At 69.7% G+C, this 13,923-nt stretch carries 13 protein-coding genes, 2 tRNA genes and 1 pseudogene; 10 read left to right on the forward strand and 6 right to left on the reverse strand.

The features are described 5' to 3' along the window. Positions 1-6 precede the first annotated feature (6 nt). Positions 7-1,434 (reverse strand): amino acid permease, encoded by a 1,428-nt coding sequence (locus tag ACFYMM_RS13410; protein ID WP_388386004.1) that lies wholly within the window; start codon positions 1,432-1,434, stop codon positions 7-9. A 215-nt stretch (positions 1,435-1,649) separates the two neighbouring features. Between ACFYMM_RS13410 and ACFYMM_RS13415 the strand changes: the two genes are divergently transcribed. Both ACFYMM_RS13415 and ACFYMM_RS13420 read left to right on the forward strand, forming a co-directional pair. Continuing rightward, the gene (locus tag ACFYMM_RS13415; RefSeq protein WP_388386005.1) at positions 1,650-2,138 is read left to right on the forward strand and encodes a ribose-5-phosphate isomerase; all 489 of its coding nucleotides are present in this window, start codon (positions 1,650-1,652) and stop codon (positions 2,136-2,138) included. Positions 2,139-2,178: 40 nt separating this feature from the next. Next, positions 2,179-2,988: an Fpg/Nei family DNA glycosylase gene (locus tag ACFYMM_RS13420; protein ID WP_388386006.1), complete on the forward strand. Its 810-nt coding sequence runs from the start codon at positions 2,179-2,181 to the stop codon at positions 2,986-2,988. A 25-nt stretch (positions 2,989-3,013) separates the two neighbouring features. Here ACFYMM_RS13420 and ACFYMM_RS13425 read toward each other — a convergent pair whose 3' ends face one another. Next, positions 3,014-4,267 (reverse strand): GNAT family N-acetyltransferase, encoded by a 1,254-nt coding sequence (locus tag ACFYMM_RS13425; protein ID WP_388386007.1) that lies wholly within the window; start codon positions 4,265-4,267, stop codon positions 3,014-3,016. Between the two features lie 162 nt (positions 4,268-4,429). Between ACFYMM_RS13425 and ACFYMM_RS13430 the strand changes: the two genes are divergently transcribed. Beyond that, the gene (locus ACFYMM_RS13430; protein ID WP_388386008.1) at positions 4,430-5,587 is read left to right on the forward strand and encodes a PP2C family protein-serine/threonine phosphatase; all 1,158 of its coding nucleotides are present in this window, start codon (positions 4,430-4,432) and stop codon (positions 5,585-5,587) included. Positions 5,588-5,671: 84 nt separating this feature from the next. After that, positions 5,672-6,127, forward strand: a pseudogene (locus tag ACFYMM_RS13435) (HD domain-containing protein); the annotation flags it as partial. 79 nt (positions 6,128-6,206) lie between these two features. On the opposite strand, the gene ACFYMM_RS13440 reads toward ACFYMM_RS13435, so the two are convergent. Further along, entirely contained in the window at positions 6,207-7,376 is a 1,170-nt protein-coding gene (locus ACFYMM_RS13440) for an acyltransferase family protein (protein ID WP_388386009.1), read from the reverse strand. A gap of 461 nt (positions 7,377-7,837) precedes the next feature. On the opposite strand from ACFYMM_RS13440, the gene ACFYMM_RS13445 reads away from it, so the two are divergent. After that, a complete protein-coding gene (locus tag ACFYMM_RS13445) occupies positions 7,838-8,032 on the forward strand; it encodes a hypothetical protein (RefSeq protein ID WP_388386010.1) in 195 nt (64 codons plus the stop codon). A gap of 78 nt (positions 8,033-8,110) precedes the next feature. Here ACFYMM_RS13445 and ACFYMM_RS13450 read toward each other — a convergent pair whose 3' ends face one another. The 3 genes from ACFYMM_RS13450 to ACFYMM_RS13460 form a co-directional block, all read right to left on the reverse strand. Further along, on the reverse strand, positions 8,111-8,281 hold the full coding sequence (locus ACFYMM_RS13450) for a hypothetical protein (RefSeq protein ID WP_388386011.1): 171 nt from the start codon (positions 8,279-8,281) through the stop codon (positions 8,111-8,113). A 42-nt stretch (positions 8,282-8,323) separates the two neighbouring features. Next, positions 8,324-8,680 (reverse strand): PRC-barrel domain-containing protein, encoded by a 357-nt coding sequence (locus ACFYMM_RS13455; protein ID WP_388386012.1) that lies wholly within the window; start codon positions 8,678-8,680, stop codon positions 8,324-8,326. A 160-nt stretch (positions 8,681-8,840) separates the two neighbouring features. Continuing rightward, positions 8,841-8,911: transfer RNA gene (locus tag ACFYMM_RS13460), tRNA-Gly, on the reverse strand. Positions 8,912-9,074: 163 nt separating this feature from the next. Between ACFYMM_RS13460 and ACFYMM_RS13465 the strand changes: the two genes are divergently transcribed. From ACFYMM_RS13465 to clpX, 5 genes are all read left to right on the forward strand, one after another. Then, positions 9,075-9,151 (forward strand) — tRNA-Pro (locus ACFYMM_RS13465). Positions 9,152-9,332: 181 nt separating this feature from the next. Continuing rightward, a complete protein-coding gene (gene tig, locus ACFYMM_RS13470; RefSeq protein WP_388386013.1) occupies positions 9,333-10,742 on the forward strand; it encodes a trigger factor in 1,410 nt (469 codons plus the stop codon). A 334-nt stretch (positions 10,743-11,076) separates the two neighbouring features. Then, positions 11,077-11,682 carry an ATP-dependent Clp protease proteolytic subunit gene (locus ACFYMM_RS13475; protein WP_388386230.1) on the forward strand — a complete coding sequence of 202 codons (606 nt, stop codon included), beginning with the start codon at positions 11,077-11,079 and terminating at the stop codon, positions 11,680-11,682. A 70-nt stretch (positions 11,683-11,752) separates the two neighbouring features. Further along, positions 11,753-12,418: an ATP-dependent Clp protease proteolytic subunit gene (locus ACFYMM_RS13480; RefSeq protein WP_388386014.1), complete on the forward strand. Its 666-nt coding sequence runs from the start codon at positions 11,753-11,755 to the stop codon at positions 12,416-12,418. 168 nt (positions 12,419-12,586) lie between these two features. Next, on the forward strand, positions 12,587-13,873 hold the full coding sequence (clpX, locus tag ACFYMM_RS13485; RefSeq protein ID WP_388386015.1) for an ATP-dependent Clp protease ATP-binding subunit ClpX: 1,287 nt from the start codon (positions 12,587-12,589) through the stop codon (positions 13,871-13,873). The last annotated feature ends 50 nt before the right edge of the window (positions 13,874-13,923 follow it).

A 13,923-nucleotide genomic window follows, 5' to 3' on the forward strand; every position in this document is an offset into this window, starting at 1 on the left:
GACGGCTCAGGCCGTGGGGACCTTGTCGGCCGCCTCCACCGCGGCCGCCCCGTCCGTGCGGCCCGCCGTCAGCTTCTCCTTGACCACGGCGATCACGATCACGACCGCCGCGACGAGCAGGGACAGCAGCACGGTCGTACGTCCGCTGCTCTCGCCCTTCGTGTCGGTCAGCATGTAACCGAGCACGAAGACGATCAGCGCGGCCGTCGCCCAGGTCAGGTACGGGTACAGCCACATCTTCACGACGAGCTTCTCCGGCGCCTCCCGCTGGATGATCCGCCGCATCCGCAGCTGCGAGAAGCAGATGGCCAGCCACACGAACAGGGCCACCGCACCGGAGGAGTTGACCAGGAAGAGGAAGACCGAGTCCGGGTACTTGTAGTTGAAGAAGACGGCGAGGAAGCCGAAGAGCACGGAGGCGATGATCGCCGCCATCGGCACGCCCCGGGAGGTGGTGCGGGCGAACGCCGTGGGCGCGTCACCGCGCTGCCCCAGCGAGAAGGCCATGCGCGAGGCCGTGTACAGGCCGGAGTTGAGGCAGGACAGCACCGAGGTCAGCACGATGAAGTTCATGATCTGACCGGCGTGCGCGATGCCGAGGGAGTCCAGCGCGGCGACGTAGGAGCCCTCCTTCTTGATGGAGGGGTCGTTCCACGGCAGCAGCGAGACCACGACCAGGATCGAGCCCAGGTAGAAGACGCCGATACGCCAGATGATGCTGTTCGTGGACTTGGTGACCGCCCGCTGCGGGTCCTCCGACTCGCCGGCCGCCAGGGTGGCGATCTCACTGCCCATGAAGGAGAAGACGACGAGCAGGACGCCGGTGAGGATGGCGCCGGGGCCGTTGGGCAGGAAGCCGCCGTGGGCGGTGAGGTTGCTCAGTCCGGCCTTGTCGCTGTGCGCGCCCGGCAGCACGCCGAACACGGCCAGTGCGCCGATGACGATGAACGCGCCGATCGCCACGACCTTGATCCCGGCGAACCAGAACTCGAACTCGCCGTAGGAGCCGACGGAGACCAGGTTGGTGGCGGTGAGGACGGTCATCACGATGAGCGCCCAGCCCCACTGCGGGACGGCGGGGATCCAGCCCTCAAGGATCTTCGCACCCGCGGTCGCCTCGACGGCGAGCACGACGACCCAGAAGAACCAGTAGAGCCAGCCGATGGAGAACCCGGCCCAGCGGCCGAGGGCGCGATCGGCGTGCGCGGAGAAGGAGCCGGAGGTCGGATTGGCCGCCGACATCTCGCCGAGCATGCGCATCACCAGCACGACGAGCGTGCCGACGAGGGCGTAGGAGAGGAGGATGCCCGGTCCCGCGGTCGCGATACCGGAACTGGAACCGACGAAGAGGCCGGCTCCGATGACGCCACCGATCGCGATCATCGACAGATGGCGGTTCTTGAGTCCTGCTTGGAGGCCCGAACCAGGGGTCATGGACGGATTTCCTTTGCGCCAGGTAGGAGCTGCCCGTACGAGCGGTGTACGAGTCGGTCCAGTGAAACGGAGGTGAACGGATTCGGGAACCTCCGAATCCGGATCGTTACTTGAGCTTTCCTTGAGGTTCTATGGTTTCCCTCACGTTTTTCTGCCGCTGTCCCTGGCCGACACCCGGGGCTGCTGCCCCGAAACACCCGTGTCACACTCATCCCATGCGCGTCTATCTCGGCTCCGACCATGCGGGCTTCGAACTCAAGAACCACCTCGTCGAATGGCTGAAGGAGGCGGGCCACGAGCCCGTCGACTGCGGCCCCCACATCTACGACGCCCAGGACGACTACCCGCCCTTCTGCCTGCGCGCGGCCGAGCGCACGGCCGCGGACCCCGACGCGCTCGGCGTCGTGATCGGCGGCTCCGGCAACGGTGAGCAGATCGCCGCGAACAAGGTCAAGGGCGTCCGCGCGGCGCTGGCCTGGAGCACGGAGACGGCCTCCCTCGGCCGGCAGCACAACAACGCCAACGTGGTGGCCGTGGGCGCGCGCATGCACAGCGAGGAGGAGGCGACCACGTTCGTCGAGACCTTCCTGAACACCCCGTTCTCCGGTGACGAGCGCCACGCCCGCCGCATCGACATGCTGGCGCAGTACGAGACGACGGGCGAACTGCCCCCGGTCCCCGCGCACCACCCGCAGCACGACTGAGGACCCCTGAGACCCCTCGGGGGCTGGAAGGAACGAGCACGTGCCAGAGGGGCACACCATCCACCGGCTGGCGTCGGACTACGCCGACCGCTTCCTGGGCACGGCACCGCGGGTGAGCAGCCCCCAGGGCAAGTTCTCCGACGCCGCCGCCCTGCTCGACCGGGCGGAACTCACCCGCACCGAAGCCCACGGCAAGCACCTCTTCCTCGGCTTCCGGGACACCGACTGGGTCCACATCCACCTCGGCCTCTTCGGCAAGGTCGGCTTCGGCGACGCCCCCGCGCCCCCGCCGGCCGACACGGTCCGGCTGCGCCTGGCCGACGACACCTCGTACGTCGACCTGCGCGGCCCCACCACCTGCGCGCTCATCACGGACGCCGAGAAAGACGCGGTACACGCCCGCCTCGGCCCCGACCCGCTCCGCGCGGACGCCGACCCGCGGACGGCGTACCGGCGGATCTCCCGCAGCCGTACGACCATCGCCGCGCTGCTGATGGACCAGAAGATCGTCGCCGGAGTGGGCAACGTCTACCGCGCCGAGGTCCTCTTCCGGCACCGCCTCGACCCCTACCGCGCGGGCCGGGACATCACCCCCGCCCAGTGGGACGCGATCTGGGGCGACCTCGTCCACCTCATGCGCGAGGGCGTCCGCGACAACCGCATCGACACCGTCCGCCCCGAGCACACCCCGGAGGCGATGGGCCGCCCGCCGCGCGTGGACGACCACGGCGGCGAGGTCTACGTCTACCGCCGGGCCGACCGGCCGTGCCACGTCTGCGGCACCGGGATCCGCACCGCCGGCGTCGCGGCCCGCAACCTCTTCTGGTGCCCGACCTGCCAGCGCGACTGACCCGGGCCCAGTGCCTGACGCAGCACTAGAAACCGTGCGGCAGCCACGGCGTCACCGGTGACCCGAACGCCAGTGACGCCTCCGCCGACGCGCCCGGCCGCAGTTCACGCACCCGGCCGGCCGCCGCCAGCGACAGCAGGGGCACCCCGCCGAGGTAGGCGGCCCCCAACTCCCGTACCCCGAGCGCCAGGTCCGGCGGGTCCTCGGTCCGGGCGCAGGTCGCCCCCTTGAGATCGCCGGTCAGCCGCCAACGGCCCGCGTTCCACGGGCAGAAGGTGTCCTCGACCTCGAGGACGACGTCCACCGGCGCCTGGTACGTCCGCGCCTCCAGCGCAGCCCCGACGTCCACCAGCCGCACGTACAGCGAGTCCCGTACCAGCAGCGCGCAGCGCCGGATGTCCGACACCAGGTACTGCCACGGCTCGTCCAGCGGCCGGCGCCGTACGTCGATCGTCGACGTCAGGTCGATGCCGAACAGGAACCGCCACACCGCCGCGTGCGCCGCCGCGTCCTCCGCGTCCAGGTCGGTGACGACGACCGTCCCCTTCGGCCCGGCCGGCTCCCAGTCCGGTTTGACGCGGAACCGGACGTACCCGACGATCTCCCCGTCCCGCTCCGCCACCACGCACTGCAGCGGCGACGCCCCGTCCCGCTCCGCCTCCGGATCGACCAGCGCCAGCCGGCCCCAGCCGGGCAGCCGCTCCACCATCCCCGGACGCGACGGCACCTGACGCGCGTACAGCGCCTCGCACGCGTCGAGGACGTCGCCCGGAGCCGCGTACCGCAGCCGTACGTCGTCGGTGCCGGGCGGCACCGACAGCCGTACCCGGCTCGTGTCGATCCGGGCGTTGACGTGGTAGGTCGCGGCACCGTACCCGAACCGTCCGTAAATGGCCGGTTCCGAGGCGGTCAGCACGGCCAGCGGCCACCCCCAGGACCGTACGTCGGCCAACTGCCGCCGCATCATGGACGTCAGGATCCCGCGCCGCCGGTGCGTGGCGGCCACGCTCACCATCGTCACGCCCGCCGCGCGCACCGGGGCGCCGCCGGGCACGGTCAGCCGGAACGGAAACGTTCCGGCGGTGCCGACCAGCTGCTCCCCCTCCCAAGCGGCCAGCGAGTGGTCGACATCGACGAGCGCCGACCACAACTCCCGCTCCTCGGCGGACTCCGGGACCCCGCCGAAGGCGCGGATCAGGTGGTCGTAGAAGGTGTCCAGCTCGTCGCGCCGGAGCGTCCGCAGCCCGGTCGCGCCGTCCCATGCGAGGTCAGTGCCCATGAGCCATGCGTACCAGGGCGATGCCGGACGGGCGAGCGAATTTCCCGCGCCCGGCAGCGGGATGGCGTTCTGTGCGGTTCTCTGTGAAGTTGAACCTCGGACGGGGGACAAGTGGGACCTCCCGTGCCAAGCAGCTGGTCCGATGGATAGGGTCCCGAACTAATGGCAGCAGGACGAGAGCGGCGCTCGAAGGCCGAGACGTTCACGGCCCGGTGGAAGATGCAGTGGCACCGGGTCCGCGTCGGCATGCGCAGAAGCGCCGTGGACTACTTCCGGGGGGACGGCTCCGACTGGATCGCCCTGGCCGGACTGCTGCTGACCATCCCCGTCCTGATGGCGATGACCCTCGCCAACTCGGTGTGGTGCTCCCCGGCCACACTGGTGCTGCCCATCGTCGCCGGCGGCCTGCTGCTGCGTCCGGCCAGCCTGCTCGGCCTGTACGCCGCCGGGGCGACCGCGCTGATCGTGGAGTCGGTGCGGCTCGGCCCGTACACCGAGGGGCCCTCCCGGGTCACCCCGGGTGTGGTCCTGGTGGTCGCGGCCTGCGGCTTCTTCGGGCTGTTGACCGCCCAGTTCCGCAGCCGCGTCGGGGTGCCCTGGCGGCGCGGCGGCACCATGCTCTTCGACCTGCGCGAACGCATCCGGGTGCAGAGCAAGCTGCCGAAGCTGCCGCAGGGCTGGCACCGCGAGATGGCGCTGCGCCCGGCCGGCGGCCAGTCCTTCTCCGGTGACTTCGTGGTCGCGGCCCGTACCAACGGCGGCCGCACCCTGGAGGCGGTCCTGACGGACGTGTCAGGCAAGGGCATGGACGCCGGGTCGCGCGCCCTGCTGCTGTCGGGCGCGTTCGGCGGCCTGCTGGGCTCGCTGCCCCCGCACGCCTTCCTGCCGGCCGCGAACGGCTACCTCCTGCGCCAGGACTGGGACGAGGGCTTCGCCACCTCCATCCATCTGGTGCTGGACCTCGACTCCGGCGACTACGAGCTGTACTCCGCCGGTCATCCGCCGGGGCTGCAGCTCAGTGCCGGCAGCGGACGCTGGGAGGAGAAGGCGGCCGAGGGGCCGCTCCTCGGTGTGTACGACGGCGCCCAGTTCGACCCGGTGAAGGGCTCGCTGCGCCCGGGGGACGTGCTGATGCTGTTCACGGACGGACTGGTGGAGACCTCCGACCGGGACATCGTCGAGGGCATGGACCGTCTCACCGGCGAGGCCGACCGCTATGTGGCCGGCGGCTTCCACGGCGCCGCCTGGCACCTCATCGAGGCGGTGGCCAAGGACGTCAACGACGACCGGGCGCTGCTGCTGATCTGCCGGCAGGCCTGACCGGCGGTCCGCCCACACGGCTCCGACGCGGCTCCGGGAAGACTCCGGCACGGCTCCGACACGGCCGCGGGGGACACTGGCGGGGTGACCGAGACACCGATCCCCCTCACCCTGCCCCAGGTCGAGGCCCTCGCGCGCGCCGCGCACGCGAACCAGACGGACAAGGCCGGCCGGCCCTACGCCGAGCATCTCGCCGCCGTCGCCGACGGCGTGCGCGCCCGAGGCGGGGACGCGGAGCAGATCGCGGCCGGGTGGCTGCACGACGCGGTCGAGGACGACGCCCTGTCCGAGCGGTGGCTGGCGGGGGCCGCGCTGAGCCCCCGTACGAAGGCCATCGTGCTCGCCCTGACCAAGCGGGCGGGGGAGGAGCCGGCGGCGTACGCGCGGCGGATCCTGAGGACGCCGGGCGCGCTGCTGGTCAAGGAGGCCGACCTGGCGCACAACGCCGACCCGGACCGCCTCGCCGTACTGGACGCGCCCACCCGGGAACGGCTGACCGAGAAGTACGCGCGGATGCGGACACTTCTCGGTCTGGACGGGACGGCCGGTCCGGGGTCCGCGACGGTCGTCCCGGGATCCGCGACGGTCGTCCCGGGATCCGCGACGGTCGTCCCGGGGTCTACGCGCTGACCTTCTCGCGCTCGCGTTCCCCGCCGCTGCGCTCGGGGGCCGGCCGGTCCGCGTCCGGCCTGAACGCCCACTCCGTCCTCGGTTCCATCGCGAAGCGGAAGACCCGTCGTACGGGCTTGGTGCACAGCAGCGTGACGGCGCCGGCCGCCAGGACGGTCACCAGGATCTCGCCGAGCGGGCGGTGCAGATACGCCGGCTCGAACCAGCCCCGGTAGTCGGCGAACTTGATCAGGAAGCCGTGCAGCAGGTAGCCGTACAGGGTGCCCGCGCCCAGCGCGGTGAACCAGGTCCGGCGGCCCGGCACCCAGGCGAAGAAGCAGGCGGTCAGCAGCAGCGAGCAGCCGAGCGTCGCGAGGACCATCAGCGGGCCGATCCACCAGGGGGCGCCCAGTTCCTGCGCCGAGTCACGGTGGTAGAACCACGCGGTGGTCATGCGCGGCACCGCCCACCAGCCGGCCGCCAGGGCGGCCGCGAACACCGGCACCGCGGCGATCCGCACCCAGCGCCGGCGCACCAGCTGGAAGTGCTCGGGCCTCATGACCAGACCCAGCACGAAGTACGGCAGGAACTGCAGGACACGCTGGAGGTCGAGGTCGTCGCCGATGCTGGGGGTGACGCCGGCCAGCATGGCGACGCCGACGGCGAGCGGCAGCGGCCACCGCACCAGCTTCCAGACGGGTGTGGTCAGCCGCCAGACGAACAGGGCGCACAGGAACCAGGTCAGGTACCAGGGATCGAGCAGGCTGATCTCCTGGCCGGGGTCGTGGTCGACGAACCGCCTGAAGAGCGAGTAGGCGGTCTCGAACACGACGTACGGCACGGCGACGCCGGTGATCAGCCGCTTCAGCCGGTCCGGGCGCATGTCGAAGCTGCGGGAGAAGTACCCGGAGATGATGATGAACGCCGGCATGTGGAAGGCGTACACGACCGTGTACAGGCCCTCCAGGACGCGGCTGTCGCCCTTCAGCGGCTCCCACGAGTGCCCCATGGCGACCAGCACGATCGCCAGGTACTTGGCGTTGTCGAAGAACGCGTCACGCTGCTTGGCCGGTCTGTCCTCCCGCGCCGGGGTGCGCGGACCGGGCACTCCCCGGGCCGGTGACCGTGCCGGGGGGAGCGGTCTGCGGTTCTGGCCGGAGGGCGGGGCGGCGTCAGACATCCGAGGCACCCTAGCGTCGGCCGTGGGATTTCGTAAAACTCCCACAGCCATTCCGGGTTATCGGCTTCGACCACCTCCCAATTGCCGAACTCGGCCTCTGCGCCGACGTGATGGTGGGCACACAGGGATGCCACTCGGACCGGCTTTTCATCCTGAATGTACCGATTAATCCCAACTAATTGGTGCATAGCGTTGTGTCTGCGCCGAGAATTCGAATCACCTGCGAACGTGATGTGTGGACAGCGAAACGAAGCCGCGCAATTCCCCGTCTCTCACGGTCACTTCGGCGCCCGGGTATGCCGTCGCATTACTGTGCGGCGGGTCGCACACGGCCTGGGCTCGGACAACGTTCCGTCACGGGCCGCATAGGGGGGCCGGGTTGGTGGCACGATGGTTCTGGCGGGGGTGCGGGCCGTACCCCAGGGCCGGGAGAGCGGGACCGACCGAGGGTGTGATCAGTTGTGGCCATTTCGCTGTCTGTGGTGGTGCTGTTGGCGATCATCCTGGTGGTGCTGATCCGGGGGAAGAGCATCAAGGCCGGGCCGGCGATCGTCGCCGTGCTCTTCGGCTTCTTCCTCGCCTCCAGCGGCATGGCTCCGTCCATCAACCGGTTCCTCACCTCGATAGCGGACACCATCAGCAGGATCAAGTTCTGACCGGCGGCCGGAACGACGGGGGGAGCACGAGGTGTCGTCCGCCGCGAGCACCGGCGAGACGCCGGGCCCGCGGCGGCGTCACCGGACGACGTGCCGCCGGGAGCGCCGGGACCAGCGCAGGCCGGACAGGATCAGGTCGGCCGCGAAGACCGCGATCCCGATGATCAGCAGGTAGAACAGCCCCTTCGCCACCGAGCCGATGATTCCCAGGGCGACGGCCACGAGGATCAGCAACAGGAAAAGCACCATGGTGAGTCCGTCCTCGAGCTCTCGCGACGAAGGCGCGGCCGGTCAGCGGCGCGCGAGCCGGCGCCCGCTGTCGGCACCGCGCTCATAGGGCCTCGCGTAGTGTTTGAAGACCTCCTCCTCCCGCTCGACCGGCAGGACGTCGTCCACGCCGATCGACGGCGCCTTCCTCACCAGCGCCTTTCCGTGCGCGACCTTCACGTACCCGGGGCCCAGCGTCGCCTCGTCGAGGGGCACGAAGACCAGCCGCTGCCGAGTCGGCATTCCGGTACGGACGGTGGCCATGGCCGGCGAGTCGGTGATGGTGTCCACGTAGACCCCTTCCAGGGCTCCGATCCTGCGTCCCCTGGGGTCGATCACGTCCTGGTCGCGCCACTCGCGAATATCGGCTGAATGGATCATTCCGCTCTCCTTGCGGCGGCACCGCTACGGGGAGGTTTGCCCGTTTTTCAGCTTACTCTGACCACCGCCACGCGCTCCCGGGAACGCCCGCCCCCGGCCCGGAACACGACGAAGGCCCAGGGAGACATTCCACTGTCTCGCCTGGGCCTCGCCCCTGCGGAGCGGGCGACGGGAATCGAACCCGCGTAGCTAGTTTGGAAGACTAGTGCTCTACCATTGAGCTACGCCCGCATGCGCGCGCCGCAGGTCGGGCGACCGCGGCACTGCAGGCATCGTAGCGGGTCGTAGGCCGGGTAGGCCAACGCGTTGCGGCGGTGCGCTGTCATGGGCGGTGCCGCGCGGTAAAGCGGCCGACGCATCCGGCCCGGGCATGTACCCTACGTGTCGCACCAGACGGGGTGTGGCGCAGCTTGGTAGCGCGTCCGCTTTGGGAGCGGAAGGCCGTGGGTTCAAATCCCGCCACCCCGACCACTGACGCACGTCACCGTGAAGATCGCCCTTTTGGGGGCGCCGAGCGGCTGCGGTTACTATGCAAGCTGCGCGCCCGTGTGTCCCGGCCCACTCGGCCTACGAACTCCTCCGGGCGGCCAAATCCGCCGGACCTGTCTGGCTCCGGCAGAAACCAAGAAGTCAGCCACAAGGAGACCGAACCGTGAAGAGCGCCGTGGAGACCCTGAACCCGACCCGGGTTCGGCTCACTGTCGAGGTGCCCTTCGAGGAGCTCAAGGACAGCCTCGACGCGGCGTACAAGAAGATCAACCAGCAGGTCACGGTGAAGGGCTTCCGCAAGGGCAAGATCCCGGCCCGGGTCATCGACCAGCGCTTCGGCCGCGGTGCGGTGCTGGAGGAGGCCGTCAACGACGCCCTCCCGAAGTTCTACACCGAGGCGGTCAACGAGGCCGAACTGAGCCCGCTGGGCCAGCCCGAGGTCGACATCACGGAGCTGAAGGACGGCGAGACGCTGAACTTCACCGCCGAGGTCGACATCCGCCCGTCCCTCGAGATCCCGGACTACTCCGGCATCGAGGTCGAGGTCGACGCCGTCGAGGTCACCGACGAGGACGTCGACAAGTCGGTCGAGCAGCTCCGCGAGCGCTTCGCGTCCACCTCCCCGGTGGAGCGCGCCGCCGAGGAGGGCGACGTCGTCACGATCGACCTGGAGGCCAAGGTCGACGGAGAGGTGCTGGAGGACGGCGTCGCCAACGGCGTCTCCTACACCATCGGCTCCGGCGAACTGCTCGAGGGCATCGACGAGGCCGTGAAGGGCCTGGAGGCCGGTGGCGAGGCCACCTTCACCTCCGAGCTGAAGGGCGGCACCGGGGCGGGCAAGGAGGCCGAGGTCACCGTCAAGGTCTCCCAGGTCGCCGCCCGCGAACTGCCCGAGCTGGACGACGAGTTCGCGCAGCTCGCCTCCGAGTTCGACACCCTGGACGAGCTGAAGGCCGACAGCCGCAAGCGCCTGGCCAACATGAAGCAGTACGACCAGGCCACCCAGGCCCAGGAGCGCGTCCTGGACAAGCTGCTCGAACTGGTCGAGGTCCCCGTCCCCGAGAAGCTGCTCGAGGACGAGATCAACACCCGCAAGCACAACCTGGAGCACCACCAGCTCGGCCAGATGGGCCTCGACCTCGCGAAGTACCTGGAGATCCAGGGCAAGACCGAGGAGGAGTTCGAGACCGAGACCCGCGAGGCCGCGGTCAAGGGCATCAAGACCCAGTTCGTCCTCGACGAGCTGGTCAAGCTGGAGAAGCTCAACGTCAACCAGGAGGAGCTGACCGAGCACCTCATGCGGCGCGCGGCCTCCTCCGGCATGTCCCCCGACCAGTTCGCCCAGGCCGTCGTCGAGGGCGGCCAGGTGCCCCTCCTCGTCGGCGAGGTCGCCCGCGGCAAGGCCCTGGCCGTCGTGGTCGAGGCCGCCACGGTGAAGGACACCAACGGCGAGATCGTGGACCTGGACGACGAGGACGAGACCGAGGAGGCGACGGCGGAGGCGGCCGAGGCTTCCGAGTCGGCCGAGTCCGCTGACTCCACCGAGTCCGCCGAGGAGAAGACCGAGGGCTGAGCCCACGGCGTCTTCCGCGACGTACGACGGGCCCCCGGGGAATGTCCCCGGGGGCCCGTGTCGTACGCGGGCGACGGCCGGCCCGAAGGGGCCGCGGGGGCCGTACGACCGCGGCTCGGCCCCCCGGACCGCGCCCCGTCCCGGCGGAGCCCCTCGCGCTACGCCCCCGGCGAACACCCCCCTTCGCGGGATTCCCCGAAGGGACCCGCGCGTTAGGGTCCATGAGTACGGGGGCAGGGGAGTCTCCTGAAGCCCCCGGCAGGACCCGTAGGGAACACGTGAGACGGCCCCGGCGCCGTCGTTGAGACGAGCAGGTGGATACGTGACGAATCTGATGCCTTCAGCCGCCGGCGAGCCTTCCTTCGGTGGTGGCCTCGGCGACCAGGTCTACAACCGGCTGCTCGGCGAGCGGATCATCTTCCTCGGCCAGCAGGTCGACGACGACATCGCGAACAAGATCACCGCACAGCTGCTGCTTCTCGCCGCCGATCCGACCAAGGACGTCTACCTCTACATCAACAGCCCCGGCGGCTCGGTGACGGCCGGCATGGCGATCTACGACACCATGCAGTACATCCCGAACGACGTGGTCACGATCGCCATGGGCATGGCGGCCTCGATGGGTCAGTTCCTGCTCACCGGCGGTACCGCGGGCAAGCGCTTCGCGCTGCCCCACGCCGACATCATGATGCACCAGGGCTCCGCCGGCCTCGGCGGTACGGTCTCGGACATCAAGATCCAGGCCGAGTACCTGCTGCGCACCAAGAAGCGCATGTCCGAGCTGACCGCCCTGCACTCCGGTCAGACCGTGGAGACGATCATCCGCGACGGCGACCGCGACCGCTGGTTCACGCCGGAGGAGGCCAAGGAGTACGGCCTCATCGACGAGATCATCACGCACGCCTCCGGTGTTCCGGGAGGCGGCGGCACCGGTGCCTGACCGGCCCGGCATCGCCTCGCTCCGCCGAGACTCCACTCCCCAGAACGCCACCAGGACGGTGAATACGCACATGAACGACTTCCCCGGCGCCGCCAGCGGCCTGCACGAGGGGCCGCGCCCCGACAGCCGCTACGTCATCCCGCGCTTCGTCGAGCGCACCTCCCAGGGCATCCGCGAGTACGACCCGTACGCGAAGCTCTTCGAGGAGCGCGTGATCTTCCTCGGCGTCCAGATCGACGACGCCTCCGCCAACGACGTCATGGCGCAGCTGCTGTGCCTGGAGTCGATGGACCCCGACCGGGACATCTCGATCTACATCAACAGCCCCGGTGGTGACATGACCGCCCTCACGGCGATCTACGACACCATGCAGTTCGTCAAGCCCGACATCCAGACGGTCTGCATGGGCCAGGCGGCCTCCGCCGCGGCCATCCTGCTCGCCGCCGGTACGCCGGGCAAGCGCATGGCGCTGCCGAACTCCCGCGTGCTGATCCACCAGCCGGCCGGCTCCACCGGCCGCGGGCAGCTGTCCGACCTGGAGATCATCGCCAACGAGTTCGCCCGGATGCGGACGCAGCTGGAGGAGATGCTGGCCAAGCACTCCAACCGGCCCATCGAACAGGTCCGCGAGGACATCGAGCGGGACAAGATCCTCACGGCCGAGGAGGCGCTGCAGTACGGCCTCGTCGACCAGATCATCTCCACCCGGAAGATGAACAACGCCGACGTCCGCTGACCCGGAGCGGAGTTCCGTGCCGCCCTTGGCACGGTGCACGTCAAAGTGAACCATGCCAAGGGGGGCCCGAACGGGGGCCCCGGCAAGGTACCGTCGGACATAAGGCAGCACCAGGAGCCGCTGGACTCGTAGCGTCCAGGCGTCTCCCAGGCGAAGGGGAAGCACACCGTGGCACGCATCGGTGACGGCGGCGATCTGCTCAAGTGCTCGTTCTGCGGCAAGAGCCAGAAGCAGGTCAAGAAGCTCATCGCAGGGCCCGGTGTGTACATCTGCGACGAGTGCATCGATCTCTGCAACGAGATCATCGAGGAAGAGCTGGCCGAGACGAGCGAGGTGCGCTGGGAGGAGCTTCCCAAGCCCCGCGAGATCTACGAGTTCCTCGAGGGTTACGTGGTGGGCCAGGAGCCGGCCAAGAAGGCCCTCTCCGTCGCGGTGTACAACCACTACAAGCGGGTCCAGGCCGGCGAGAACGGCGGTGCCCAGGGCCGGGACGACGCGATCGAGCTGGCCAAGTCCAACATCCTCCTGCTGGGCCCCACGGGCTCCGGCAAGACCCTGCTGGCCCAGACGCTGGCCCGGATGCTGAACGTCCCGTTCGCGATCGCCGACGCGACCGCGCTCACGGAGGCGGGGTACGTGGGGGAGGACGTCGAGAACATCCTCCTCAAGCTGATCCAGGCGGCGGACTACGACGTCAAGAAGGCCGAGACCGGGATCATCTACATCGACGAGATCGACAAGGTCGCCCGCAAGAGCGAGAACCCCTCGATCACCCGCGATGTCTCCGGCGAGGGCGTCCAGCAGGCCCTGCTGAAGATCCTTGAGGGCACCACGGCCTCGGTTCCGCCCCAGGGCGGCCGTAAGCACCCGCACCAGGAGTTCATCCAGATCGACACGACGAACGTGCTGTTCATCGTGGGCGGCGCGTTCGCCGGTCTGGAGAAGATCATCGAGGCCCGGGCCGGCGCCAAGGGCATCGGCTTCGGCGCCACGATCCGCTCCAAGCGGGAGCTGCAGTCCAAGGACGTCTTCGAGGACATCATGCCGGAGGACCTTGTCAAGTTCGGCATGATCCCCGAGTTCATCGGCCGCCTCCCGGTCATCACCTCGGTCCACAACCTGGACCGCGAGGCCCTGCTCAAGATCCTGGTCGAGCCGCGCAACGCCCTGGTCAAGCAGTACCAGCGCCTCTTCGAACTCGACGGCGTGGAGCTGGACTTCGAGCGCGAGGCCCTGGAGGCCATCGCCGACCAGGCCATCCTCCGCCAGACCGGCGCGCGTGGCCTGCGGGCCATCATGGAGGAGGTCCTCATGTCCGTGATGTACGAGGTGCCGTCCCGCAAGGACGTGGCCCGAGTCGTCATCACGGCGGACGTCGTCCACTCGAACGTGAACCCGACCCTGATCCCGCGGGACGCGCGGGGCCGGGGGCCGGGCGAGCAGAAGACGGCGTAGCGGGCGTCAGCCCGTACGGGAGACACACGGAGGGGCCCCGGTCGACCGCG

The sequence above is a fragment of the Streptomyces sp. NPDC006739 genome, from assembly GCF_042869815.1.
Lineage (GTDB): Bacteria > Actinomycetota > Actinomycetes > Streptomycetales > Streptomycetaceae > Streptomyces.

Bases quoted from the DNA above. Each gene is read 5' to 3' on its own strand.
- ACFYMM_RS13410 (WP_388386004.1), bottom strand. From the start codon at position 1,434: ATGACCCCTGGTTCGGGCCTCCAAGCAGGACTCAAGAACCGCCATCTG.
- ACFYMM_RS13415 (WP_388386005.1), top strand. From the start codon at position 1,650: ATGCGCGTCTATCTCGGCTCCGACCATGCGGGCTTCGAACTCAAGAAC.
- ACFYMM_RS13425 (WP_388386007.1), bottom strand. From the start codon at position 4,267: ATGGGCACTGACCTCGCATGGGACGGCGCGACCGGGCTGCGGACGCTC.
- ACFYMM_RS13430 (WP_388386008.1), top strand. From the start codon at position 4,430: ATGGCAGCAGGACGAGAGCGGCGCTCGAAGGCCGAGACGTTCACGGCC.
- ACFYMM_RS13440 (WP_388386009.1), bottom strand. From the start codon at position 7,376: ATGTCTGACGCCGCCCCGCCCTCCGGCCAGAACCGCAGACCGCTCCCC.
- ACFYMM_RS13450 (WP_388386011.1), bottom strand. From the start codon at position 8,281: ATGGTGCTTTTCCTGTTGCTGATCCTCGTGGCCGTCGCCCTGGGAATC.
- ACFYMM_RS13455 (WP_388386012.1), bottom strand. From the start codon at position 8,680: ATGATCCATTCAGCCGATATTCGCGAGTGGCGCGACCAGGACGTGATC.
- ACFYMM_RS13475 (WP_388386230.1), top strand. From the start codon at position 11,077: ATGCCTTCAGCCGCCGGCGAGCCTTCCTTCGGTGGTGGCCTCGGCGAC.
- ACFYMM_RS13480 (WP_388386014.1), top strand. From the start codon at position 11,753: ATGAACGACTTCCCCGGCGCCGCCAGCGGCCTGCACGAGGGGCCGCGC.